Genomic DNA, 20,901 nt, shown 5'->3' on the forward strand with positions numbered 1-20,901 from the left:
GTCAAGAACGCCGTCAGCCCGGGCGGCGTGCATCGGCGCGCTTTGTGCGGAGCGTCGCGCTGGCCGCCGCCGGATCGTCGGGCCACGGATGGCGGGGATAGCGCCCGCGCATTTCCTTGGCCACCTCGCCCCAGCTTCCGCGCCAGAAACCGGGCAGGTCGCTCGTCGTCTGGATCGGCCGTCCGGCTGGTGAAGTGAGGTTGAGTCGCAACGGTATCCGCCCTTGCCCGATGCACGGATGCTCCGCCAGACCGAACAGGGCCTGCACCCGCACATCAACCTCCGGGCCACCCGGAGCGGCATAATCGATCGCGTGGTGGCTCCCTGCGGGTGAAGTGAAGCTTTCCGGCGCAAGCGCGTCGATCCGTTTGCGCTCGTCCCAACCCAGCCGCAGGTCGAGCAGGTTGGACAGCGCCGACGCGTCGATGTCAGACAGCCGCCGCTTCCCCGCCAGCAACGGCGGCAGCCATTCGTCAAGATCGGCAAGCAGGGCTGTGTCACCGAGCGCATCCAGCCCCGCAAAGGCCGCCCGCTGCCGCAACGCAGATGCGCGCGCAGACCACGGGAGGAGATTCAGTCCACTCTCCTGCACCCCCTGCACCAACGCCGCGACGATCATCGCCGGATCGGGGGCATCGTCTCCGCCCGAACTCAGCGCTACCGCGCCCAGCCGCGTCTGGCGCAGCGCCTCAACCCCTCCGGTGTCGCCGCGATAGCGCACCGTCCGCTCCACCTTAATGCGGTCCGCGAACAGCGCCACCACGTCCGCTTCGGTCAGTGGCGCGGCGGACAGGATGCGCGCGCCGGCGGCGCGACCCTGCACCTCACCTACAGCCAGCCAGTCCTCTCGCGCCAGTGCGCCTGCCGCATCGAGCCGGAAGCCACGTCCGCCAACGCTGGTCCAGTCCGCGCCGTCCGTCGAGCGGCGCTTCGCCACGCGGTCCGGAAAGGCCAGCGCAAGGCACCGCCCGACATCTACATCGTCATACGAGCCTGTGGGCTTCGCCTCCACCAGTCCGGCCCAGCGCCGCGCCAGTTGCCGTGCACCTTCCGCCCTCGCGCCGCGCTCCGTCCGCCAGCGCCGCAAACGCGTGGTCAGGTCGACGTCCGGTCCGCCCAGCCCCCGCTCGCCATGCAGGACAGCGATTTCTGCCGCCAGCCCCCCAAGTTCCCATTCGTGCGCGCGCACCAGCATATGCGCGATCCGGGGTTCCAGCGGCAGGCGGGCAATTGCGCGTCCATGGGCAGTAATGCGTCCCTCACCGTCCAGCGCACCCAGACCACCCAAGCGCCCGCGCGCTTCCTCCAGCGCCGCAGAGGGCGGAGGATCGATCCAGCGCAGGGTGGCCGGGTCGTTCACACCCCATTCCCCGCACTCGAGCAGCAGCGACGAGAGGTCGCTTTCTACGATCTCCGGCGGATCGAACGGGGGCATGCCGCTCGTTGCGGCCGCCTCCCACAGCCGATAGGCGATGCCCGGCCCCTGCCGCGCAGCACGTCCCGCCCGCTGCGTCGCAGCCGCCTGGCTCGCTTTCTCGGTCACCAGCCGCGTCAGCCCGGCCGACCGGTCATAACGCGGCCGCCGCGCGAGCCCGCTATCGATCACGATGCGAACGCCGTCGATCGTCAGGCTCGTTTCCGCAATACTTGTGGCGAGGATGACCTTGCGTTTTCCGCCTGTGTCCGCACGGATCGCGGCCCGCTGCGCTGCCGGCTCGAGCGACCCGTGCAGCCGGTGCACCAACGCGCCGGGCAGGCCCTCGATCCGTTCGGCGGTCCGTTCGATCTCCGCCACTCCCGGCAGGAAGGCGAGGATGTCGCCTTCCTCCTCGTCGGTCATTGCCCGGCGGATCGCGGCCGCCATCTCGTCTTCAATCCGCGATTCGGCCCGCCGTCCGATGTGGCGCAGGTCGAGCGGATAGGAGCGCCCCTCACTTTCCACCACCGGCGCATCATGCATCAGGGCCGAAAAGCGCCCGCCGTCGAGCGTCGCCGACATTGCCACCAGACGCAGATCGGGTCGCAATGCCGCCTGCGCGTCCAGAGCGAGCGCCAACCCGAAGTCGCTGTCGAGGCTGCGCTCATGCACCTCGTCGAACAGGACAGCTGAAATCCCCGACAATTCCGGGTCGTCCTGGATCCGGTTGCGGAAAATGCCTTCCGTAATGACAAGAATGCGTGTGTGCGCCGACCGTCGGCTATCCATCCGCGTGGCATAGCCGATCGTGCCCCCCACCGCCTCGCCGGCCAGTTCCGCCATGCGCTCCGCCGCGGCGCGCGCCGCCAACCTGCGGGGAGAGAGCAGCAGGATCTGCCCATCGCACCACGGCTCGCTGAGCAGAGCAGGCGCGACCGCCGTAGTTTTGCCCGCACCCGGTGGCGCGACCAGCACGGCGTTACTCCCCACGCGCAAAACGGCGAGCAAATCGGGTAGGACAGCATGGATGGGCAGCGACATCAGGCCGCCTGCCCGTTCACAGAACCGGGATCAATAAGCCCGCGCAATGGCGAACTCGACCGCCTCGACCAGCGCGTCCTTGGCGGCACCGTTGGCGAACGGGCCAAGAGCATCGATCGCCCGCTGGCCATAATGGCGGGCGCGGTCGAGCGTATCGGCAATCGCGCCGCGCTGCGCGATCAGCGTGTTGGCGTGAGCAAGGTCTTCGTCGGATGTGCGGTGCCCGGCGATCGCGTCTTTCCAGAACCTGCGTTCCTCATCATTGCCGCGCGCATAGGCGAGGATGACGGGCAGCGTAACCTTGCCGTCGCGGAAATCGTCGCCGACGTCCTTGCCCATCGTCGCGCCGTCCGAAGCATAATCGATGGCGTCATCGACAAGCTGGAACGCGATACCGAGGTTCCGTCCATAAGCGTCCAGCGCCAGTTCCTGCGCCTCGCTCCGTTCCGCGACAACCGCCGCGATCCGGCACGCGGCGGCGAACAGGGCTGCCGTTTTTGCGCCGATGATGTCGAGATACTGTTCTTCGTCCGTGTCGATGCGGCGCTGCGCGGTCAGCTGGTTAACCTCGCCTTCCGCGATTACCGCCGACGCGTGCGACAGGATCTTGAGTACCTTGAGCGATCCATCCTCGACCATCAGTTCGAAACTGCGGCTGAACAGGAAATCGCCGACGAGCACGCTCGCGCTGTTACCCCAGATGATGTTCGCCGTCTTGCGTCCGCGCCGCATCCCCGACCCATCGACGACATCGTCGTGCAGCAACGTCGCGGTGTGAATAAACTCGACCGCCGCCGCCAGCTTATGGTGCCGCACGCCCGAATATTCCAGCAAGCGCCCACACGCCAGCGTCAGCATCGGCCGCATCCGTTTGCCACCGCCAGCGATCAGATGTCCCGCCAGTTCCGGGATCAGCGGAATGCGCGATTGCATCCTGTCGAGGATGACGGCGTTCACACTGTTCATGTCCTGCGCGACGAGGGTCATCAGCGGGTCGAGGGAGGGCGGCGTATCGCGCCCGATGCGGTGGATGGTGGCGGTCATGACGGGGCCGATTTGGCGATGCCGCGCGACAAACGCAAGCGGAATAGCTTGCCTTGCCCTCCACATCCGGCAAAAAGCGCTGCACGGAACGGGTGGAGGATCAGGTGGACGAATCGCTGGAACGCTATCGGCAAAGCATCGACAATATCGACGCGGCGCTGGTCTTCATGCTGGCCGAGCGATTCAAGGTCACCCAAGCGGTCGGCGCGTACAAGGCCAAGAACGCCCTCCCCCCCGCCGACCCCGGCCGCGAGGAACGCCAGATCGCCCGCCTGCGCCAGCTTGCGGTGGACGCAAAACTGGACCCGGATTTCACCGAGAAGTTCCTGCGCTTCATCATCGATGAGGTGATCCGGCATCATGAGAGCATGCGGGGGGCGTGAATCTTAATCGACTGCCGCCCGGTAAGGGTAACAACGCTATGGATTATACCAACCCTCCCCGACCCCAGTTGAGAACAGTGAGCGGAACATTTTTTCGGTCGGTCACGACTGATCGAGTGTCAGATGTGTTGGCCTTGCCAACGCCAACAAGCGCAGGCCGTTACCACCGCCCGGGGCAGCCGATCCTGTATATGAGTCCGGAGCTTGAATGGGCAATTATCGCGGTGTCTGGATATATTCGTGAAGATGGTCGACCCCGCGTAGTGATCCCTCTTAGGGTGAGCGAGGCCCATGTGTTTGACCAGCATGATGAAGAAGCCTGCCGGAGCCTTGGGATAGATCGAGAATTGTCAAACCGTCCATGGCGACAATCTTTGGCGGCCGGAGAGCAGCCGCCCTCTTGGCTGAACGCGGATGCAGCGCGGGCCATTGACGCAGACGGCATCATTGATCGTTCGCGAATGATCCCGGATGGTTGGCACCTAAATTTGTTCCGTTGGAACGAGCTTGGAGGACCGTCTGTGACGGTATGCGGTGATCCTATTCCCATTCAACTGACGGCTGGCGGTCCAAAGTGGGGATTATAGCGGCATTTTACCGCAGAAATAGGGTTGTGATCCGGCGATATACCAATCGCGTCTTAATGGTACTGAATGTTGAAACGCCTACCCCGCTGGCGGTAGCCTGAGACGCACCAGCAGCCCGCCTAGGTCCTCGCTCTCGTCGAGTTCCACTGTCCCGCCGTAAATTTCCGCCACGTCGCGCACGATGGCGAGGCCAAGCCCCGTGCCTGGCTTACTCGTATCGAGCCGCACGCCCCGGTCGAAGATCCGCTCCCGGTCCGCGACAGGAATGCCCGGACCGTCGTCCTCCACGTCGATTTCCACCCATTCGCCCGTCCGCCGTACGGTGGCGAACACGCTGCCGCCGCCATATTTCGCGGCGTTCTCAATCAGGTTGCCGAGCAGTTCGTCGAGGTCCTGCCGTTCGATGCGCACGACGGCGCTCTGGTCGCCGTCCATGTCGATCCGCGCGTCCGGGAAGAGGCGGGCAATGGCGCGCTCGACGGCAGTCAGACTTGGCCACACATCCGCGCGCGCCTGCGCCGTGCCGCGCCGACCCACCGCTCGGGCGCGGGCAAGATGATGGTCGACCTGTCGCCGCATCGTCATCGCCTCACGCATCACCGTCTCATCGAGATCCGGTGCGTGTGCGCTGGCTGCGTTCATGATGACAGTGAGCGGCGTCTTGAGCGCGTGGGCAAGGTTGCCCGCATGCGCGCGCGCCTCTTCCGCCTGGCTCTCATTATGGGCGAGCAGGGCGTTCAGTTCCTCAACCATCGGCAAAACTTCGGACGGCATCGGTTCGGTCACGCGGGTCTTGGCACCGGTGCGCATCCGCACGATTTCCCGCCGGACTGCGCGCAAGGGCCGCAGACCGTAGAATGTCTGCAGCGTGGCCAGGATGAACAACCCCAGGCCCAGCAACGCAAAACTCTCGACCAGCGTGGAACGCAATGTACGGATCTGCCCGTCCAGGCTCGCCCGCGCCTGAGCAACAGCGAAGGTCCAGCGGACCTTCGACCCCGGCAGCATGATCGTCCGTTCCATGACGCGCAGGCTCTCGTCCGGGAACTGGCTGCTGTCATAGACCCGCAAGTCTTTCGCCGGGTGCACGGTGTCCAGTTTCAACGCCCGGTCCCACAGCGAGCGGGACCGCCAGTCCTCATGCCCCGGCGCGCTGATCTGGTAATAGAGGCCGCTATTGGGTTCGAGGAACCGCTGGTCGGCGAGCGCCCGGTTGAAAAACACCTCGCCTTCCGGCCCAATCTCCGCCGACGCGATCATGGCGGTCAGGACGTAGGACATGCCGTCGTCGAAATTGCGTGTCACTGCATCACGCAGCACCCGGTCGAGCGCCACGCCGCCCCCCAGCAGCAGCACCGCGATCCACAGCGCCGCGATGCCGATCATCCGGCGGCTCAGCGAGCCGGTTGAGCGCACCCGCGCCGGAGACGTACCACTATCCATCGTGCGCGACATTAGCGCGCGTAGTCCGCTTAGGCGACCGGTTCTTCCAGACTATATCCCAGCCCCCGGATCGTCGTGATGACGTCCGGCCCCAATTTTTTACGGATACGCGTGACGAACACCTCGATGGTGTTGGAGTCCCGGTCGAAATCCTGATCGTAGATATGCTCGATCAATTCGGTGCGGCTGACCACCTTGCCCTTGTGGTGGATAAGATAGGACAGGAGCTTATATTCCTGCGCGGTGAGCTTTACCGGTTCGCCCTTGAGCGTCACTTTGCCCGAACGCGTGTCGAGCCGCACGTCGCCCGCGATCAGCTCGCTCGACGCGTTGCCAGAGGCGCGGCGGATAAGCGCACGCAGGCGGGCGATAAGTTCCTCGCTCTGGAACGGCTTGGCGAGGTAATCGTCCGCGCCGGCATCGAGCCCAGCGACCTTGTCGGACCAGCTGTCGCGCGCGGTCAGCACCAGGACAGGAAAGGTCTTTCCTTCCCGCCGCCAGCGGTCGAGCACCGTCAACCCGTCGATTTCCGGCAAGCCGAGATCCAGCACGATCGCGTCATAGCTCTCGGTGCTGCCCAGAAAATGGCCGTCCTCGCCATCGGCGGCAAGATCCACGGCATAGCCCGCGCCTTCCAGCGTGGACTTGAGCTGCTGACCCAGATTCGGTTCGTCCTCGACAATCAATAACCGCATGTTGCAGCCCTCTCCTCTTAGCGCGCCCAGCCTGCTATTTCACCCGTCCGGCCATCGACATCGACCCACACCACCCGGCCGTCCCGCACATATTTCAGGCGATACCGGTTGGAATGCTCGTGAAATTCCGATCCGAGATAGGTCGCATCGCCCATCTCGCGTTCAACGCGCCGCTTGATAATCGCGAAGGGCATGACCCGGCCGTCGAGCATCGCCCTGCGCGCTGCATCCTGTTCGTCCTTGGGACCGAGCGCGGACGCATCGGGCATGCCCATCCCGAGCACGCCCAGCGGCGCGAGAACAGCAGCAAACAGGAGGCGAAAGCTCATTTTCATGTCCATGGCATAGCTTTTCCGCATTGAACAGGTGGTGAATGATCCTGTCAGCCCGCTGTAAGGCTTGCCGTGCGCGCGCCAAGCGCCTAGCTGCCCTTGCATCATGGCGGCACCCATTCTCTCCTTCGAAGATCTCGGCCTTATTCAGGGCGGCGGCTGGCTGTTTCAGGGGCTGAACATCCATATCGGCCCCAAAGACCGGCTCGCCCTCATCGGACGTAACGGCGCGGGCAAAACGACCCTGCTCCGGCTGATCGCGGGGCAGATCGAGGCCGACCGGGGCAAGCGGTCGATCGTACCGGGAACGAACGTCGTGATATTGGAACAGGACCCGGACGTCGCCGGTTTCACGACCTTGCGCGATTTCGCCGTCAAGGGTCCCAATCCTCCGGCGCTGCATGACGTCGAAGCCATTGCCGATCAGATCGGCATTGACCTGTCGCGCGATGCGGCCACCGCAAGCGGGGGCGAGCGCCGACGCGCCGCCATATGCCGCGCGCTGGCGTCGGAACCTGACATCCTGCTGCTGGACGAGCCGACCAACCATCTCGACATCGCGGCGATCGACTGGCTGGAAAGCTGGCTCGCGCGTTACAACGGCGCGTTCGTCGCAATCAGCCACGATCGCACCTTCCTCACCCGCCTCACGCGCCAGACATTGTGGCTGGACCGGGGCAGCCTGCGCCGTAACGAGATCGGATTCGGCGGCTTCGATGCGTGGATGGAGGCGGTGTACGCCGAAGAAGCGCGCGCCGCGAACAAGCTCGACGCGAAGCTGAAGATCGAGGCCCACTGGCTCGAACGCGGCGTCACCGCCCGGCGCAAGCGCAATCAGGGCCGTCTGGCCAAGCTGCACGAAATGCGCGCCCAGCGCGCCGCGATGATCGGCCCACAAGGGACCGCCAAACTTGCAATGGTCAACGACGACAGCAAGACCAAGAGCGTCATCACCGCCGAACATGTCACGAAAAGCTTTGACGAAGGCGACACGCAGCGGACGATCATTCGCGACTTTTCGCTACGTATCCAGCGGGGCGACCGCATCGGCGTCGTGGGCGGCAATGGTGCGGGCAAGACGACCCTGCTTCGCCTGCTGACGGGTGAGATCGAACCGGACAGCGGTATCATCAAACGTGCCGCGACGCTCGACGGCATCGTCATCGACCAGCAGCGCAAGTTGATGGCGCCCGACAAGCGCGTGCGCGACGTCCTTGCGGAGGGCGGCGACTGGATCGACGTGCGCGGCGTACGCAAGCATGTGCACGGTTATCTCAAGGAATTTCTGTTCGACCCGGCTCTTGCCGAGGCGAAGGTCGGCACCTTGTCGGGCGGCGAGCGCTCCCGCCTGTTGCTCGCGCGTGAATTTGCGCGCGAATCGAACCTGTTGGTGCTGGACGAGCCGACCAACGACCTCGATCTCGAAACGCTCGACCTGCTTCAGGAAGTGATTGCCGACTACGCCGGGACCGTGCTGATCGTCAGCCACGACCGCGATTTCCTCGACAAGACGGTAACAATCACGCTCGGCCTCGACGGCTCCGGCACGGTCGATATTGTCGCGGGCGGCTATGCGGACTGGCAGGCGCAGCGCATTCAGCGGACGGCGCCCAAGGCCGCATCCAAGGCGATCCAAGCGGCTTCGCCTGCCGCTCCCAAAGCGCAAACCAAGCTCAGTTACAAGGATCAGCGGGATTACGAACTTCTGCCCCGCCGGATCGAGGAGATCGAGGCGGCCATCGCCCGCGATGAGCAGCTGCTGTCCGATCCCGACCTTTACACAAGCAATCCCGCCCGTTTTGCCGCGCTGAGCGCCGCCATCGAAAAGGCCCGCGCCGAAAAGGACGCGGCGGAGGAGCGCTGGCTCGACCTCGCCGAACAGCTGGAGACGCTGGCGCGCTGACCTTGCAAAAACGCTATCCGCCCAAGGAAAAGGGTGGCTCGCTGTGACGGCGCCTCCACTCGGTCACCCCGGCACCCGGTAATAATCCGCTACCCGCTCCAGCGCGAGCGTCAGCACCAACTTGCCCGCGCGCGTGGGCCAGCCGAGCGCCTTTTCCGCTGCCGTCAGACCTTCGCCGGCGCAGACGACCCGCCACAAAATGTCGGCAAGTCCCGATCCGGCCAGCGTAAGCGCGCCATCGAAGCGTTCACGGGCGGATAATTGCCGCATCGTCGGGTCCGCAGCAGGATGGGTGCGCTGCGTGCGGGGTGCCGCATCCCAGCGCATGGTTACGCGGGCGCCCAGTCCCGCGGCCTCCCAATCCCGCCGCAGGTACTCGCTCGCCAGAAACAGGCGGTTACTGATATGCCCACGGGCGTGCAGCCATGTCAGCGGCGATTCTGCTGTGTTCACCACGACCTTTTTCGGTGACCCGTCCGGTCCTTCCAGAATGCGCTCGGTCAGCCCGGTGCGTAGCGAGGTAGCGCTTCTCTCCGACACCCGATCATTTTGTCGCTTTGTGACATCACGCGTGAGCAACATCGATTATTTCCTTCACAACTGGACCAAATTTCCCTTGCCACGATCGTTAATGTGTAGGAAAGATAAACCATATAGGTTAGGGGCAACCTTTATGATCACCCGCATTCGCGAAGTGCGTCGGGCCAAGGGCCTGACGCTCGAAGACGTCGGTCGACGATGCAATCCACCCACGACCGCTCAGACGATCGGGCGGCTGGAAACCGGAACGCGTACGGTGTCAGTCAACTGGCTCAACCGTATCGCCGATGCTCTGGGCGTGACGGCCGCCGACCTTGTCGATCTTCCGGGGCAGGAAAGCATTGCCGTCGCGGCAGTTCTGGGTGCGAATGGCGCTCATGCGGCGGGGCAGCCCCACAAATTCGTCACTCCCGCCATCACAGGCGACATGATCGGCCTGCGGGTGGCCGCGAGTATCGGTGACTATCGGGCGGGCGATGAAATCTGGTGCACCCGCATCCTGCCCGTCGCATACGCCACGGCGTTGAACCGCGATGTTCTGTTCCCCCGCCCCGGTGGACGCTTCCTCTTCGGTCGGCTGATCGGGCGAGAAGGAGACCGGGTGCACATCCTTCCCTTGACCGCCGGAGCGCGCCAGCAGGTGCTGACCGATCCTCCGTGGGCCGCCGTGGCGACACGCCTCATCCGCGCGCTATAAGGCCGATACGACACGGACATGTTAACCATCTTGCGCTATAATGGCGGCTATGGTTCTACGCGTCCTCACTCTCTCGACCTTGTTTCCCGACCAGACACGGCCGAATTTCGGCGTGTTTGTGGAGCGGCAAACCCGCGAACTCGCAGGACGTGAGGGGACGGATGTCACTGTCATCGCGCCGATTGGCATAGCGCCCTGGCCGCTTTCCGCATTAGCGCCTTACCGTACCCTGCGCGCGCTGCCCGATAAGGAACAGTGGCAGCGTATGACCGTATACCGTCCACGCTTTCCGCTGATCCCGAAGATCGGCGGCCGCTTTCATGTGCGGATGATGACGCGGGCGATCCTACCGCTGGTCCGTCGTCTCCACGAACAACAGCCCTTCGACGTCATCGACGCCAGCTTCTTTTACCCCGATGGCCCGGTCGCAGCCAACATTGCCCGAGCGCTTGCCATACCGTTTTCGGTGAAGGCGCGCGGCGCGGACATCCATTATTGGGGTCGCACGCCCGCGACCCGCTCCGCCGTCCTGCGCGCAGGGCGCGAGGCGACCGGCCTTCTAGCCGTATCGGAAGCCATGAAGCGTTCGATGGTCGCGCTCGGCATGGATGCGGACAAGATCGACGTGCATTACACCGGCGTGGACCTCGATCGCTTTATTCCGACTGACCGTCCGGCTGCCAAGGCGGCGCGGCATCTATCCGGTCCGGTTGTCCTGTGCGTCGGAGCGCTCATTGAGCGCAAGGGCCAGGAATTGCTGATCCGCGCCCTGCCGCAGCTGCCGGATGTGACACTTCTGCTCGCAGGTGCCGGTCCGGAAGCCACGCACTACACCCGCCTTGCGGAGGATCTCGGTGTCAGCACGCGTGTGGGAATGCTGGGTGCCGTGGCCCATGCGGAACTGCCTGCCCTCTTTAACGCTGCGGATATCATGGCACTGCCCTCCGCGTCGGAGGGGCTGGCCAATGCCTGGGTGGAAGCGCTCGCCTGTGGAACGCCGATCGTCATCAGCGATGTGGGCGGCGCTCGGGAGCTGGTAACGAACGACACGGCAGGACGCATTGTCGAACGGACGCCGGACGCCATCGCCGAGGCTATCCGCGCGCTTCTGCTCTCCCCCCCCGATCGTGAGGCCACCCGGTCGGCCGCGCTGCGCTTCACGTGGCAGGCAAATGGCGATGCTTTGTTCGCGCACCTTACGAAACTCGCGGGCAAACCCCTCTGAGTTAGCCTGCCAACGGCAGCAAGGCCGCCACGATCCAGCGCTCTTCCGCGCGCAGCACGCCCCAGGCCCGCGCCGCCGCGCGGCTGTCCATCGCCTCGATCCCGATGCCCCGCCTGTCCAGCGCGCGCGCAAGCCGTGGAGGCGGCGGACAGACCACCGTTCCCGTGCCGAGCAACAAAAACTCCGGCGCTGGTTCCAGATCGAACAACGGCCGGAAGTCCGCCTCGTCCAACGCGTCGATCGCCCCGGCAAAACTCCAGTCCAGTGCGGAGACCGGCGTCAACAGCACGCCGCCGCCGCACAGGCGCTCTTCGGCCATCCCGGCCTCATCGCGCAGGCGAAATCCACCGCCCGAGGAAAACCCGGCCACGACCGGCCCACTGACCGCATCCTTGCGTCGAAATTCCATCAACCGTTCCGCCAACCCGATCCGGAGCCTCTATCAGGGACGGGCACCATCCACCGGCGCCCGTGCCGTCACCCGCTCGCCCTCCGCCGCAAGGCCGGTCGCCTTGCGGTCCAGAATTTGCGGCTTGAGGCCAAGCGAGATCAGCAGTGACGAGGACACATAGACCGACGAATAGGTTCCCACAACGATCCCGAGCAGCATCGCCGCCGAGAAGCCACGCAGCACATGCCCGCCAAAAATCAGCAGCGCGCCCAGCGCCAGCGTGACCGTCAGCGACGTCATGACCGTGCGCGGCAGGGTTTCGTTGACCGACAGATCGATCAGCGCTTTCATGTCCATCTTGCGGTACTTGCGCATATTTTCCCGGATACGGTCGTCGATCACCATCTTGTCGTTGATCGAATAGCCGATGATCGTCAGCACCGCCGCGACGATATTGAGATCGAATTCGAGCTGCGTAATCGCGAAAAAGCCCAGCGTCATCAGCACGTCATGCATGATCGCGACGAAGGTCGACACACCGAACTGCCACTCGTATCGAAACCAGCTGAAAATCGCGATGCCGACCACCGCCAGCATCACGGCCAATATGCCATTCCAGATCAGCTCGTCCGAAACCTTGCCGGACACCGCGTCATAGCGACTGAAGCTCACACCGGGATATTCGGCCTTGATCGCGCCCTGCACCTTGGCGACCAGCGCGTTCGTCGCGCCCTCGTCGCTGCTCTCCGGCAAGGGCAACCGGATCGAGACGGTGCGCGGGTCGCCGAACTGCTGCAAGGAAACGTCCCCGACATTCAGCCGGTCGATGTCCTTGCGCACCCGGTCCAGCGGAGGCGGGCTGTCAAACTTCGCCTCCATCATCAAGCCGCCCACGAAATCCACGCCGAGGTTGAGGCCGCGCGCGCCCACCGCCGCGACGGCAAGAATCGTCAGCAGCACCGTCAGCGCGAACGCGATCTTGCGGACCGCCACAAAACCGATGTTGGTATTGTCGGGGACGAGCTTGAGGAGACGCATGGACTTTCAGTTCCTCATCAAATGGTAATTTCGGTCGGACGCGTGCGCCGCAACCAATTCACGACGATCATCCGGGTGAAGGTCACGGCCGTGAACACCGATGTCGCGATACCGATCAACAGCACGATGGCGAATCCCTTGACGGGTCCGGATCCCAGCACCAGCATGATGCCGCCGGCGATGGCGTGGGTGACGTTCGCCTCGAAGATCGTTCGGCTGGCTTCCTTGTACCCGAATTCGACCGATTGCATGACGCTCCGGCCGCGTCGACGCTCTTCACGGATGCGTTCATAGATTAGCACGTTCGCGTCTACCGCCGTACCGATGGTCAGCACGAAACCGGCAATTCCCGGCAGCGTGAGCGTTGCGTTCAGCAGGCCCATGACCCCCAGGATCACGAAGATATTGATGACCACGGCGATGTTCGCATACATGCCGAACCGGCCATAGCTGACCAGCATGAAGAGGATAACGCCGAGCGCCGCAATGCACGAGGCGATGATGCCCGCCCGGATCGAGTCCGCACCAAGCTGCGGCCCGACGGTGCGTTCCTCGATCACCTTGAGCGCAACCGGCAGCTTACCTGATCGCAGCGCGATACCCAGCTGATTGGCGCTTTCCACCGTGAAGTTACCGGAAATCTGCGCCGACCCACCCAGGATGGGCTCATTGATATTCGGCGCCGACAGCACCTTGCCATCGAGGATGATCGCAAACGGGCGGTTGACGTTCTCCGTCGTCACCCGGCCGAACTTGCGCCCTCCGGCACCGTTGAAGCGGATGTTGACCACCGCCTGGTTGCCGTTCTGCGTATCGAACCCTTGCGTCGCGTCGGTCAGCTCGTCGCCCGACACCATCACCTGCCGCTTGACGGCAATCACCGGTATACCGGACGGATTGCCGGGATAGGGCAGGATCTCGCTACCCACCGGCGCACGCCCCTGTGCGACCTCGGTCGGATCCGCCGTCGTATCCACCAGCTTGAACTCGAGCTTTGCGGTCTGCCCCAACAGGTTCTTGAGCGCGCCCGGATCCTGAAGGCCGGGTACCTGCACCACGATGCGGTTCGTACCCTGGCGGATGATCGTGGGTTCGCGCGTGCCCAGCTCGTTGATGCGCCGGTCGATCACTTCCTTGGCGACGTCCATCGCCTGATTTACCGCATTGTCGATACCTGCTTCGGTCGGCGTCAGCACGATGGTGCTGCTGTCCACAACCTCGACATTGAAATCGCGCTGGCCGGTCATGCCCGCGCCCTGTGTCAGCGGGCGGATACGCTCCACGGCGGCGTCAACCTGCGCCGCATTGCGCACCATGAAGCTCAGCTTGCCATTCTGGCTGGAAATATCGCCGATCGGGATTTTGCTGTCGCCCCGGCGAAGCTCGGTGCGGACCTGCTCTTCCATGTTGACGAGACGCATCTTGGCAATGTCCGCCGTGCTTGCTTCGAGCAGCAGATGGCTTCCCCCCGAAAGGTCGAGGCCCAGATTGACCCGCGTCTGCATAGCGCGGGGCAACTGGTTGAAAACGCGTTCTGGCAGGAATGTCGGGATCGCGAAGGCCAGACCCAGCAGGATCGTAAGCGAGATGAGCCAGATCTTCCAGCGGGGAAAGTCGAGCATCGGATCAATCGTTCGCGGGCTTGGCGGATGCGGGATCGATTACCTCGCTCAGCGTAGACTTCACCGCGCGCACCTTGACGTTGGGCGCCAGTTCCACCTCGACAAAGGCATCCTCCACCTTCGTTACCTTGCCGACCAGACCACCGCCGGTGACCACCTGATCATTGCGCTTCACAGCGTCGATCTTTGCCTTGTGCTCCTTCATCCGCTTGCTTTGCGGGCGGATGATCAGGAACCAGAACACCACGAAGATCAGCGCCAGCGGCAGGATCTGCACCAGCAGACCCGATGTGCCGCCCGGTGCGGCCGCAGCAGTCTGCGCAAAGGCCGGTGTTACAAACATGAAAACACTCTTTCATCATGCGTCGTACTGCGATGAGGCAGCACGGAGGTCAGAAGGCGCGCGGCTAACACACATCATGCCGGATACGCAACGGGCAACAGGCGATTGCCGCGCGGCGGGACCGAAAATCCCGCGAAATATGCGCACCCGATTGCGCCGCCCCACGCCGTGTTCTTCTAGGACCGATGGGGCTTGCAACTTCCACCCGATCAGCCTAAACGCCGCCCCTCGGTCGGGACGTAGCGCAGCCTGGTAGCGCATCACACTGGGGGTGTGGGGGTCGGAGGTTCGAATCCTCTCGTCCCGACCAAAAATACCAAGAATTTTCAATGGGTTACATGGGCAGCGAAAGCTGCCCATGTCCGTGAGTGCGCGCTGTGTAAGAGAGGTGTAAGAATGCGCCCCTATGCGGCTGGCCTTAAAGAGGCTGCGGCATATCGAAGGATGTAAGGCTTCTCGTCGGGCTTGCCCTCGGGAAAGTCATCTCCGAAGAAAGCGATGTAGCAATCGTACATGCCCAACTCGCCGTCTTTCCAGCAATGAACAACAATTCCGTATTCCGGCGTGGGCACGTCGGCTCCATCCCAGTGGTTGTCTAGTCGCACCTTAGTGCCTGGTTCGACATAACGATCTTCACGTTCACCCCAATCCATTCGCGCCTCCGTTAAGATAACGATTTTCTATACACTGGAGCCCGTCAAATAAAGGACACAGCAACGCCCCGCACCCAAAGGCGCGAGGCGCTGCACAGCGTCAGGCAGGTAGGAGTGCCCCCCTCGCTGCAGTGAAGCCGAAGGGTTGCCCGACCCAATAACCACAACGCCTAGACGAAGGCGATATGCTTGTTGAACGGCATTTCCCGAATCCGCTTGCCGGTCGCAGCGAAGATGGCATTGGCAAGGGCGGGTGCGGCCGGTGGAACGGGAGGCTCACCGATGCCCTTGATCTCTCCGCCATTTTCGAGGCCCTGGACGATGATCTCCGGACATTGGTGCAACCGCATTGCCTCATGCGCGTGATAATTCTCCTGCTGGATCTGTCCGTTGGAATAGGTGATCTCGCAGTTCATCGCGTGGCCAAGGCCCCACACGACGGCGCCCTGCACATGGTTCTCGAAATTGACTGGATCGACGATCCGACCCACCTCCGCAGCGACATAGACCTTTTCGATCTTGACTCCTTCCGGAGTGGCCAGCACTTCGATCACTTCGGCGACGGGCACACCAAACGCGGTGACCATGGCGACACCGCGACCACGGTTCGGCCCCAGTGCCGATCCCCATTTCGACATTTTAGCGACCGCCTCCAGCACCCGGCGGGCCGAAATGTCGTTCACCAGCCGTAGCCTTTCCGCCATCGGATCGGCGCCAGCAGCGTGGATCAGCTCGTCGAGAAACGCGTCGGCAAAGAAACCGGATGTGGACGCGCCGACCGAGCGCCAGGAACTCGTCGGTACGATTTCGGGCACGGCATAGGCGGTGACCCGGAAATTGGGGATATTATACGGCATGTCCCACGCGCCGGCGGCCAACATCAGATCGGGGCCGGGCACCGGCATACCCAGCCGCTTGGTATAGGATCGCGCAGCCGACACGGCGGCGATAGGAAGATCGTAGCTCTCCACTCGTCCGTTTTTCACGGATCCGCGTGGGCGGGCCATCGATATCTGGCGTGGATAGTCGTGCACAAAATCCTCCTCGCGCGAGAAGGTCAGTTTGATCGTCTTGTTTTTCATCTGCCGACCGATTTCGGCGGCAAGGATGATATAATCGAATTCGAGCCGATGGCCGAAGCTGCCACCGGCATATTGATTATGCAGACGAACTCCCTCGACGGGGAGCCCGGTTACTTCGGCAATCTTCTGCTGAGCCACGCCGGGCGCCTGATGGGATGTCCAGATATCGACCCTATCGCCTGTCACCCTGATGACGGCATTGAGCGGCTCCAGCGGCTGGTGGGCGACATAGGGCGCACGATATTCAGCCGAGACGATCTTCTCCTGCTTCATCGCCTGGGCGACATCACCGTCGTTGCGCCATTCCTTGTCCAACCGCTCTTCAGTAAACGATCGGCCGACCTCCTTCCAATGCTCCGCTTGCTCAGGCGCCTTGGATGCCGCCCATTCGAAGATGATCGCGTTCGCCGCCTGGAAAGCCCGCCAAGTATTGTCCGCAATCACAGCCACACCGTTGGGAATGTCCAAAATACGTTTCACGCCACGCATCTGTTTTGCAGCGGAAGCGTCGTAGCGAACGAGGCCAGCGCCGATGCGGGGGCTGACCTTCACCGCCGCGTACAGCATATCCTCGAAGTCCACGTCGATGCCGTAGATTTGTGTGCCGGTCGACTTCGCAACGATATCGAGCCGCTCCATCGGCTTGCCGATCAGCCGCCATTGCGAGGGAGGACGCAGCGTCACCTGTGTGACGGCCGGGATCTTCGCCGCCTCCTTTGCAAGGTCCGTATACGGGATTTTCGATCCGTTCGGCAGGATGACCGCCCCCGCAGCCGTCCGCAAACGCGCGACCGGTATCTGGGTCCGGTTCGACGCCGCCTGTTTCAGCGTTTCCCGGGCGACTGCCCCCGCCGCGCGGAGCTTGTCGAAGCTGTCCGCAGTGGAGCTTGAGCCCCCGGTGGACTGCATTCCCATGACTTTCACCGCGGCACCCATGACGCCGCGCATGGCCTCCGCCTCGAAACCGTGATCGGTCGATCGAAAGGGAACGGTGTCGTTCGCCATCGCCGTGTTGTAATAGGCCGGACTGGGCTTGCCGGACGCGGTGGTGAACTGGCCGAGTTCCAGATCGAGTTCCTCGGCAATCAGCGCCGCCTGCATCGAGGCCACGCCCTGCCCCAAATCAACATGGGGCGTGATCAGCGTAATGGTCGTCGGCGAAATCTTGACCCACGGGTTGAAGGTCGCTTCATCGGCGCCCAGATCGTCCAGCAACGGATTGTCGTGGGGCTTGCGCACGACGTAATAGCCAAACGCGACGCCCCCCGCCACGGCAATCGATCCCACAAGAAAGGCGCGGCGGCCAAAGGTCCGAAGTTTGCTTTTGGACGCCGGTTTCTGCGCCTCGGTTTCGGTCGATGAATTCATCTCAGCGCTCCGCCATTTTCGCCGCAGCCGATTTCACTGCGGCGCGAATCCGTGAATAGGTCCCGCATCGGCAAAGATTGGGCGACATCGCTTCATCTATCTCCGCATCGGTGGGCCGGGGATTTTTCTCCAGGAAAGCGGCGGCCGTCATGATTTGCCCGGATTGGCAGTAGCCGCACTGGGCGACCTGCTGCTCGATCCAGGCCTGCTGCACGATGTGATGGGCGACGGGCGTACCCAGCCCTTCAATTGTGGTTATGTTCCGGTTTTCAGCCTGTTTGACCGGAATGGAACAGGAGGGCACCGCCTCGCCGTCGATGTGGACGGTGCACGCGCGGCAGAGCGCCATGCCGCAGCCATATTTCGGCCCTTTGATTTTCAACTCGTCGCGCAGGACCCAGAGCAAAGGCATGTCGTCTTCGACATCTACGAGATGGGCCGTGCCGTTGACGGTAATTTTCAACGATGGAATCCTTTGCTGAATTCAGGAATTTACAGGACCAGACTGGCCGTTCACCGGGTAACCGAATTCAATCCTGTTCGCGCACCTTGGTCGGAACCTTCCCAACATCGTCAACGCGATGCCGGGAAGGTCCGGGCCAAGCCGTTCTTAGAAATTTACGCCAGCCTTGACGCCCCAGAGACGACCGACGCCTTCGGTAACGTTCACCGCACCGAGGGCCGCCGCCGAGGTGGGCTCGACAAACGACGCCCAGCGCTGGTTAAACACGTTGGTCACGAACGCTTGGAAGTTATATTTCCCATCCGCCGAGGCCCACAGCACCCGCAAATTCGTGAGGATGTAGGCTGGGTCATCGGCCAGAGGGTCTCCCGTGACCGAATAGTTGCGCCGGGAAAGGGCGTTCGCTTCGGCTTGCAGGGTGAAACGCCCCATATCCCCGGCCGGGATATGGTACGCCGCTGTTCCGTTAAACGTCCACTTCGGCGTGCCGAGAAGATGCTTGCCCTTAAGCGGGATCGCGGCGCCGAACCCATCGACGACCGTCACGTTCGACTTTACGATCTTGTTGTGCAGCCAACCGGCGGCCAAATTGATATCAAAGCGATCGCTGGGACGGAATGCCACTTCCGTCTCGAGGCCCCACACCTCTGCATCACCCACGTTAACGAAGTTGAATACAGCGGTGTTGGACGCCGGGTTTAAGACCGGCACGCTGATCTGCTTGCCTTTGTACTGATAGAAGAATGCTGCCGTGTTGATCGACAATTTACGGTCGAACATCCGCGTCTTCAGGCCAAGCTCCCAGGAGTCGAGAACTTCCTGGCCGACCGGCCCCGTCAGCAGCGCATTTGCGCGCTGGGCGGCGGCGCGTAATTCAGGGGTCGGAAAGATTGTAACGCCTGTGGGATTGAAGCCCGCGTTAAAACCGGCACCCTTGATGCCGCGTGAGAAGCTAAAATAGGAGCTCAGGTCATCGGACGGCTTCCAGGTCAGACTGATTTTACCCGTCATGTCCCGCGAGTTGGATGTCACCGGAAATCCATTGGCGATCATGTAGCTGCGAACATCCTGGAAATCGCCGAAATTGTCAGACGTTATTGCATTTTTGAGATCGCGCTTGTCGCCGGTGTACCGCGCGCCGATGCTAAGTGTGAACTGCTCCGCGATCCGGTTATCCAGCTGGCCGAACAAAGCATAGGAGCGGGAGTCAACGGTTGCGGTGGCCAGCTGTTGGACGAACGGCTGCCCAGGGAAACTGACCTCGGTCCGCTGGCGGTGAAATTTGTGATCCGTGTAGTAGAACGCACCGACGACCCAATCGAACGACTCGGTCGTCCCATTGAGCCGAATTTCCTGGCTGACCTGGTGCGACAGATTAAACCGGGGCACCCGAATGACCGGATCAACACCGATCGTCGGTGAGGCACGCCCTGCCTCGATCCCCTGACTGAAGCGGCTAAACCCATAGTTTGTGATCGAGGTGAAGGTCGCCCAGTCGAAATCGTGGGTCAGCTTTCCGGTAATAAGCCCCGACTTACCGGTGGCCGCAAGCAAGCTCGACGGCAAGCCCACTGCACCTTGGCTGGCAACCCGGCGTGGATGCGGAGCACCGCCCAGAACCTGCGCGATTTCCCAGCATGCTCCGTCCATAACCTGCTTGGGCGCACATTGATCGGCACGGGAATAACCCGCCTTCGGACCGGTGCCAGGCTTGAGACTGCCAAGAAGGTTACCAGGATCGATCTCCGAGTGGGTTTCCGAATACTCGCCGATAAGACGGAAGAGTGTCTTTTCGCTCAGGTCCACGTCGATGGTTGCGCGCCCGCCCCATACGTCGCGCGCTCCGAGCTTCTTCGGTATCCCGCCGGTGCCAGCACCCAGATAATAATTGTTGAAATGGCCGTCATGGCGATCCCACTTACCGGCAACGCGTACCCGAACGCTGTCCGCGATCGGCCCACTGACCGCGCCTTCGAGGATGACGTTGTTGTCCGAGCCGTAGAGCGCGCTGCCATAACCGGCAAACTCGTTCGTCGGCGATGCCGAGATGAAATGAACAAGGCCAGCGGTCGTGTTGCGACCGAACAGGGTACCCTGCGGCCCGCGCAGGACCTCCGCCCGGTGGACGTCGAAGACCTGACCGCTGAGCATGCTCTCATCGCCCAGATACACATCGTCCTTGTAGATCGCCACGGAACTCTCGTTCAGGCGCGACCCCAGGCCATCGCCGGTGACGCCACGGATACTGAAGTTCGGCGTGGAATTCTCGCCGAACGCATAGGAAACCGTGAAACTGGGCACTTGCTGTACAATCGCAGGGATACTGCCGACATTGGCCTCCTGAAGCTTGGAGCCACCAATGGCCGTCACAGCCAGCGGTACGTCGATAAGCGACTGTTCACGCTTCTGCGCGGTGACGACGATTTCCTGGATGTCCTGCGCCTGCGTCGGTGCCTGTGCGTGCGCCGGTGATGCGACGGCGAACATGGCCATGGCCAAGGCTCCTACCGATGCGTTCGCAAGAACGAGCGCCTTCGGACCATATAAGCACAATGCGTTTTCTACCTTCATTTCCTGTCCTCCCCATTTGACGTGTTATAATCGATGTCATTCGCCCATTTTGCTGGTCTTCCC

Annotated in this window: 19 protein-coding genes and 1 tRNA gene; 6 read left to right on the top strand and 14 right to left on the bottom strand. The window is 62.8% G+C overall.

The genetic code is table 11. From position 1 onward, the window contains the following. Positions 1-13: 13 nt before the first annotated feature. Positions 14-2,458, bottom strand: a complete 2,445-nt coding sequence (gene hrpB, locus FHS92_RS02090) for an ATP-dependent helicase HrpB (protein WP_184077058.1) — start codon at positions 2,456-2,458, stop codon at positions 14-16. A gap of 30 nt (positions 2,459-2,488) precedes the next feature. Further along, positions 2,489-3,502: a polyprenyl synthetase family protein gene (locus tag FHS92_RS02095; protein ID WP_184077060.1), complete on the bottom strand. Its 1,014-nt coding sequence runs from the start codon at positions 3,500-3,502 to the stop codon at positions 2,489-2,491. Between the two features lie 104 nt (positions 3,503-3,606). Between FHS92_RS02095 and FHS92_RS02100 the strand changes: the two genes are divergently transcribed. Further along, positions 3,607-3,885: a chorismate mutase gene (locus FHS92_RS02100; RefSeq protein ID WP_184077062.1), complete on the top strand. Its 279-nt coding sequence runs from the start codon at positions 3,607-3,609 to the stop codon at positions 3,883-3,885. Between the two features lie 38 nt (positions 3,886-3,923). Further along, the gene (locus FHS92_RS18715; RefSeq protein ID WP_184077064.1) at positions 3,924-4,472 is read left to right on the top strand and encodes an RES domain-containing protein; all 549 of its coding nucleotides are present in this window, start codon (positions 3,924-3,926) and stop codon (positions 4,470-4,472) included. A gap of 78 nt (positions 4,473-4,550) precedes the next feature. Here the strand turns inward: FHS92_RS18715 and FHS92_RS02110 are convergent, their stop codons facing one another. The 3 genes from FHS92_RS02110 to FHS92_RS02120 all read right to left on the bottom strand — a co-directional run bounded on the left by FHS92_RS02110 (position 4,551) and on the right by FHS92_RS02120 (position 6,969). Beyond that, the gene (locus tag FHS92_RS02110; RefSeq protein WP_184078709.1) at positions 4,551-5,858 is read right to left on the bottom strand and encodes an ATP-binding protein; all 1,308 of its coding nucleotides are present in this window, start codon (positions 5,856-5,858) and stop codon (positions 4,551-4,553) included. Between the two features lie 86 nt (positions 5,859-5,944). Then, positions 5,945-6,610 carry a response regulator gene (locus tag FHS92_RS02115; protein WP_184077066.1) on the bottom strand — a complete coding sequence of 222 codons (666 nt, stop codon included), beginning with the start codon at positions 6,608-6,610 and terminating at the stop codon, positions 5,945-5,947. 17 nt (positions 6,611-6,627) lie between these two features. Next, the gene (locus FHS92_RS02120; protein WP_184078711.1) at positions 6,628-6,969 is read right to left on the bottom strand and encodes a hypothetical protein; all 342 of its coding nucleotides are present in this window, start codon (positions 6,967-6,969) and stop codon (positions 6,628-6,630) included. A 79-nt stretch (positions 6,970-7,048) separates the two neighbouring features. Between FHS92_RS02120 and FHS92_RS02125 the strand changes: the two genes are divergently transcribed. Next, a complete protein-coding gene (locus FHS92_RS02125; RefSeq protein ID WP_184077068.1) occupies positions 7,049-8,845 on the top strand; it encodes an ABC-F family ATP-binding cassette domain-containing protein in 1,797 nt (598 codons plus the stop codon). A gap of 63 nt (positions 8,846-8,908) precedes the next feature. Here FHS92_RS02125 and FHS92_RS02130 read toward each other — a convergent pair whose 3' ends face one another. Further along, on the bottom strand, positions 8,909-9,427 hold the full coding sequence (locus tag FHS92_RS02130; RefSeq protein WP_221230854.1) for a DUF6456 domain-containing protein: 519 nt from the start codon (positions 9,425-9,427) through the stop codon (positions 8,909-8,911). 91 nt (positions 9,428-9,518) lie between these two features. Between FHS92_RS02130 and FHS92_RS02135 the strand changes: the two genes are divergently transcribed. Continuing rightward, entirely contained in the window at positions 9,519-10,082 is a 564-nt protein-coding gene (locus tag FHS92_RS02135; RefSeq protein ID WP_184077070.1) for a helix-turn-helix domain-containing protein, read from the top strand. A gap of 49 nt (positions 10,083-10,131) precedes the next feature. Continuing rightward, on the top strand, positions 10,132-11,307 hold the full coding sequence (locus FHS92_RS02140; RefSeq protein ID WP_184077072.1) for a glycosyltransferase: 1,176 nt from the start codon (positions 10,132-10,134) through the stop codon (positions 11,305-11,307). A 1-nt stretch (position 11,308) separates the two neighbouring features. Here FHS92_RS02140 and FHS92_RS02145 read toward each other — a convergent pair whose 3' ends face one another. Genes FHS92_RS02145 through yajC form a run of 4 tightly spaced genes read right to left on the bottom strand, consistent with a single transcriptional unit; the run spans position 11,309 to position 14,701 of the window. Beyond that, on the bottom strand, positions 11,309-11,716 hold the full coding sequence (locus FHS92_RS02145) for an MTH938/NDUFAF3 family protein (protein ID WP_184077074.1): 408 nt from the start codon (positions 11,714-11,716) through the stop codon (positions 11,309-11,311). Positions 11,717-11,749: 33 nt separating this feature from the next. Next, positions 11,750-12,736, bottom strand: coding sequence for a protein translocase subunit SecF (secF, locus tag FHS92_RS02150; RefSeq protein WP_184077076.1), 987 nt, complete (start codon positions 12,734-12,736; stop codon positions 11,750-11,752). Positions 12,737-12,753: 17 nt separating this feature from the next. Further along, positions 12,754-14,358, bottom strand: coding sequence for a protein translocase subunit SecD (gene secD / locus FHS92_RS02155; protein ID WP_184077078.1), 1,605 nt, complete (start codon positions 14,356-14,358; stop codon positions 12,754-12,756). A 4-nt stretch (positions 14,359-14,362) separates the two neighbouring features. Further along, positions 14,363-14,701 (bottom strand): preprotein translocase subunit YajC, encoded by a 339-nt coding sequence (gene yajC, locus FHS92_RS02160; protein WP_184077080.1) that lies wholly within the window; start codon positions 14,699-14,701, stop codon positions 14,363-14,365. Between the two features lie 233 nt (positions 14,702-14,934). On the opposite strand from yajC, the gene FHS92_RS02165 reads away from it, so the two are divergent. Continuing rightward, positions 14,935-15,011: transfer RNA gene (locus tag FHS92_RS02165), tRNA-Pro, on the top strand. 94 nt (positions 15,012-15,105) lie between these two features. Here the strand turns inward: FHS92_RS02165 and FHS92_RS02170 are convergent. From FHS92_RS02170 to FHS92_RS02185, 4 genes are all read right to left on the bottom strand, one after another. After that, the gene (locus FHS92_RS02170) at positions 15,106-15,354 is read right to left on the bottom strand and encodes a hypothetical protein (RefSeq protein ID WP_184077082.1); all 249 of its coding nucleotides are present in this window, start codon (positions 15,352-15,354) and stop codon (positions 15,106-15,108) included. Between the two features lie 170 nt (positions 15,355-15,524). Further along, positions 15,525-17,804, bottom strand: coding sequence for a xanthine dehydrogenase family protein molybdopterin-binding subunit (locus FHS92_RS02175; RefSeq protein WP_184077084.1), 2,280 nt, complete (start codon positions 17,802-17,804; stop codon positions 15,525-15,527). Between the two features lies 1 nt (position 17,805). After that, positions 17,806-18,267 (bottom strand): (2Fe-2S)-binding protein, encoded by a 462-nt coding sequence (locus FHS92_RS02180; RefSeq protein WP_184077086.1) that lies wholly within the window; start codon positions 18,265-18,267, stop codon positions 17,806-17,808. Between the two features lie 147 nt (positions 18,268-18,414). Next, positions 18,415-20,760, bottom strand: coding sequence for a TonB-dependent receptor (locus FHS92_RS02185; protein ID WP_184077088.1), 2,346 nt, complete (start codon positions 20,758-20,760; stop codon positions 18,415-18,417). Positions 20,761-20,901 lie beyond the last annotated feature (141 nt).

Origin of the sequence: Sphingobium subterraneum (genome assembly GCF_014199435.1) — a bacterium.
Lineage (GTDB): Bacteria > Pseudomonadota > Alphaproteobacteria > Sphingomonadales > Sphingomonadaceae > Sphingobium > Sphingobium subterraneum.

What these genes read in the sequence shown, in the direction of transcription:
- FHS92_RS02095 (WP_184077060.1), bottom strand. Translation starts at nt 3,502, where the DNA reads ATGACCGCCACCATCCACCGCATCGGGCGCGATACGCCGCCCTCCCTC.
- FHS92_RS02130 (WP_221230854.1), bottom strand. Translation starts at nt 9,427, where the DNA reads ATGTTGCTCACGCGTGATGTCACAAAGCGACAAAATGATCGGGTGTCG.
- FHS92_RS02135 (WP_184077070.1), top strand. Translation starts at nt 9,519, where the DNA reads ATGATCACCCGCATTCGCGAAGTGCGTCGGGCCAAGGGCCTGACGCTC.
- yajC (WP_184077080.1), bottom strand. Translation starts at nt 14,701, where the DNA reads ATGTTTGTAACACCGGCCTTTGCGCAGACTGCTGCGGCCGCACCGGGC.
- secD (WP_184077078.1), bottom strand. Translation starts at nt 14,358, where the DNA reads ATGCTCGACTTTCCCCGCTGGAAGATCTGGCTCATCTCGCTTACGATC.
- FHS92_RS02125 (WP_184077068.1), top strand. Translation starts at nt 7,049, where the DNA reads ATGGCGGCACCCATTCTCTCCTTCGAAGATCTCGGCCTTATTCAGGGC.
- FHS92_RS02140 (WP_184077072.1), top strand. Translation starts at nt 10,132, where the DNA reads ATGGTTCTACGCGTCCTCACTCTCTCGACCTTGTTTCCCGACCAGACA.
- FHS92_RS02175 (WP_184077084.1), bottom strand. Translation starts at nt 17,804, where the DNA reads ATGAATTCATCGACCGAAACCGAGGCGCAGAAACCGGCGTCCAAAAGC.
- FHS92_RS02145 (WP_184077074.1), bottom strand. Translation starts at nt 11,716, where the DNA reads ATGGAATTTCGACGCAAGGATGCGGTCAGTGGGCCGGTCGTGGCCGGG.
- FHS92_RS02115 (WP_184077066.1), bottom strand. Translation starts at nt 6,610, where the DNA reads ATGCGGTTATTGATTGTCGAGGACGAACCGAATCTGGGTCAGCAGCTC.
- hrpB (WP_184077058.1), bottom strand. Translation starts at nt 2,458, where the DNA reads ATGTCGCTGCCCATCCATGCTGTCCTACCCGATTTGCTCGCCGTTTTG.
- FHS92_RS18715 (WP_184077064.1), top strand. Translation starts at nt 3,924, where the DNA reads ATGGATTATACCAACCCTCCCCGACCCCAGTTGAGAACAGTGAGCGGA.
- FHS92_RS02185 (WP_184077088.1), bottom strand. Translation starts at nt 20,760, where the DNA reads ATGGCCATGTTCGCCGTCGCATCACCGGCGCACGCACAGGCACCGACG.
- FHS92_RS02170 (WP_184077082.1), bottom strand. Translation starts at nt 15,354, where the DNA reads ATGGATTGGGGTGAACGTGAAGATCGTTATGTCGAACCAGGCACTAAG.
- FHS92_RS02120 (WP_184078711.1), bottom strand. Translation starts at nt 6,969, where the DNA reads ATGCGGAAAAGCTATGCCATGGACATGAAAATGAGCTTTCGCCTCCTG.
- secF (WP_184077076.1), bottom strand. Translation starts at nt 12,736, where the DNA reads ATGCGTCTCCTCAAGCTCGTCCCCGACAATACCAACATCGGTTTTGTG.
- FHS92_RS02110 (WP_184078709.1), bottom strand. Translation starts at nt 5,858, where the DNA reads ATGATCGGCATCGCGGCGCTGTGGATCGCGGTGCTGCTGCTGGGGGGC.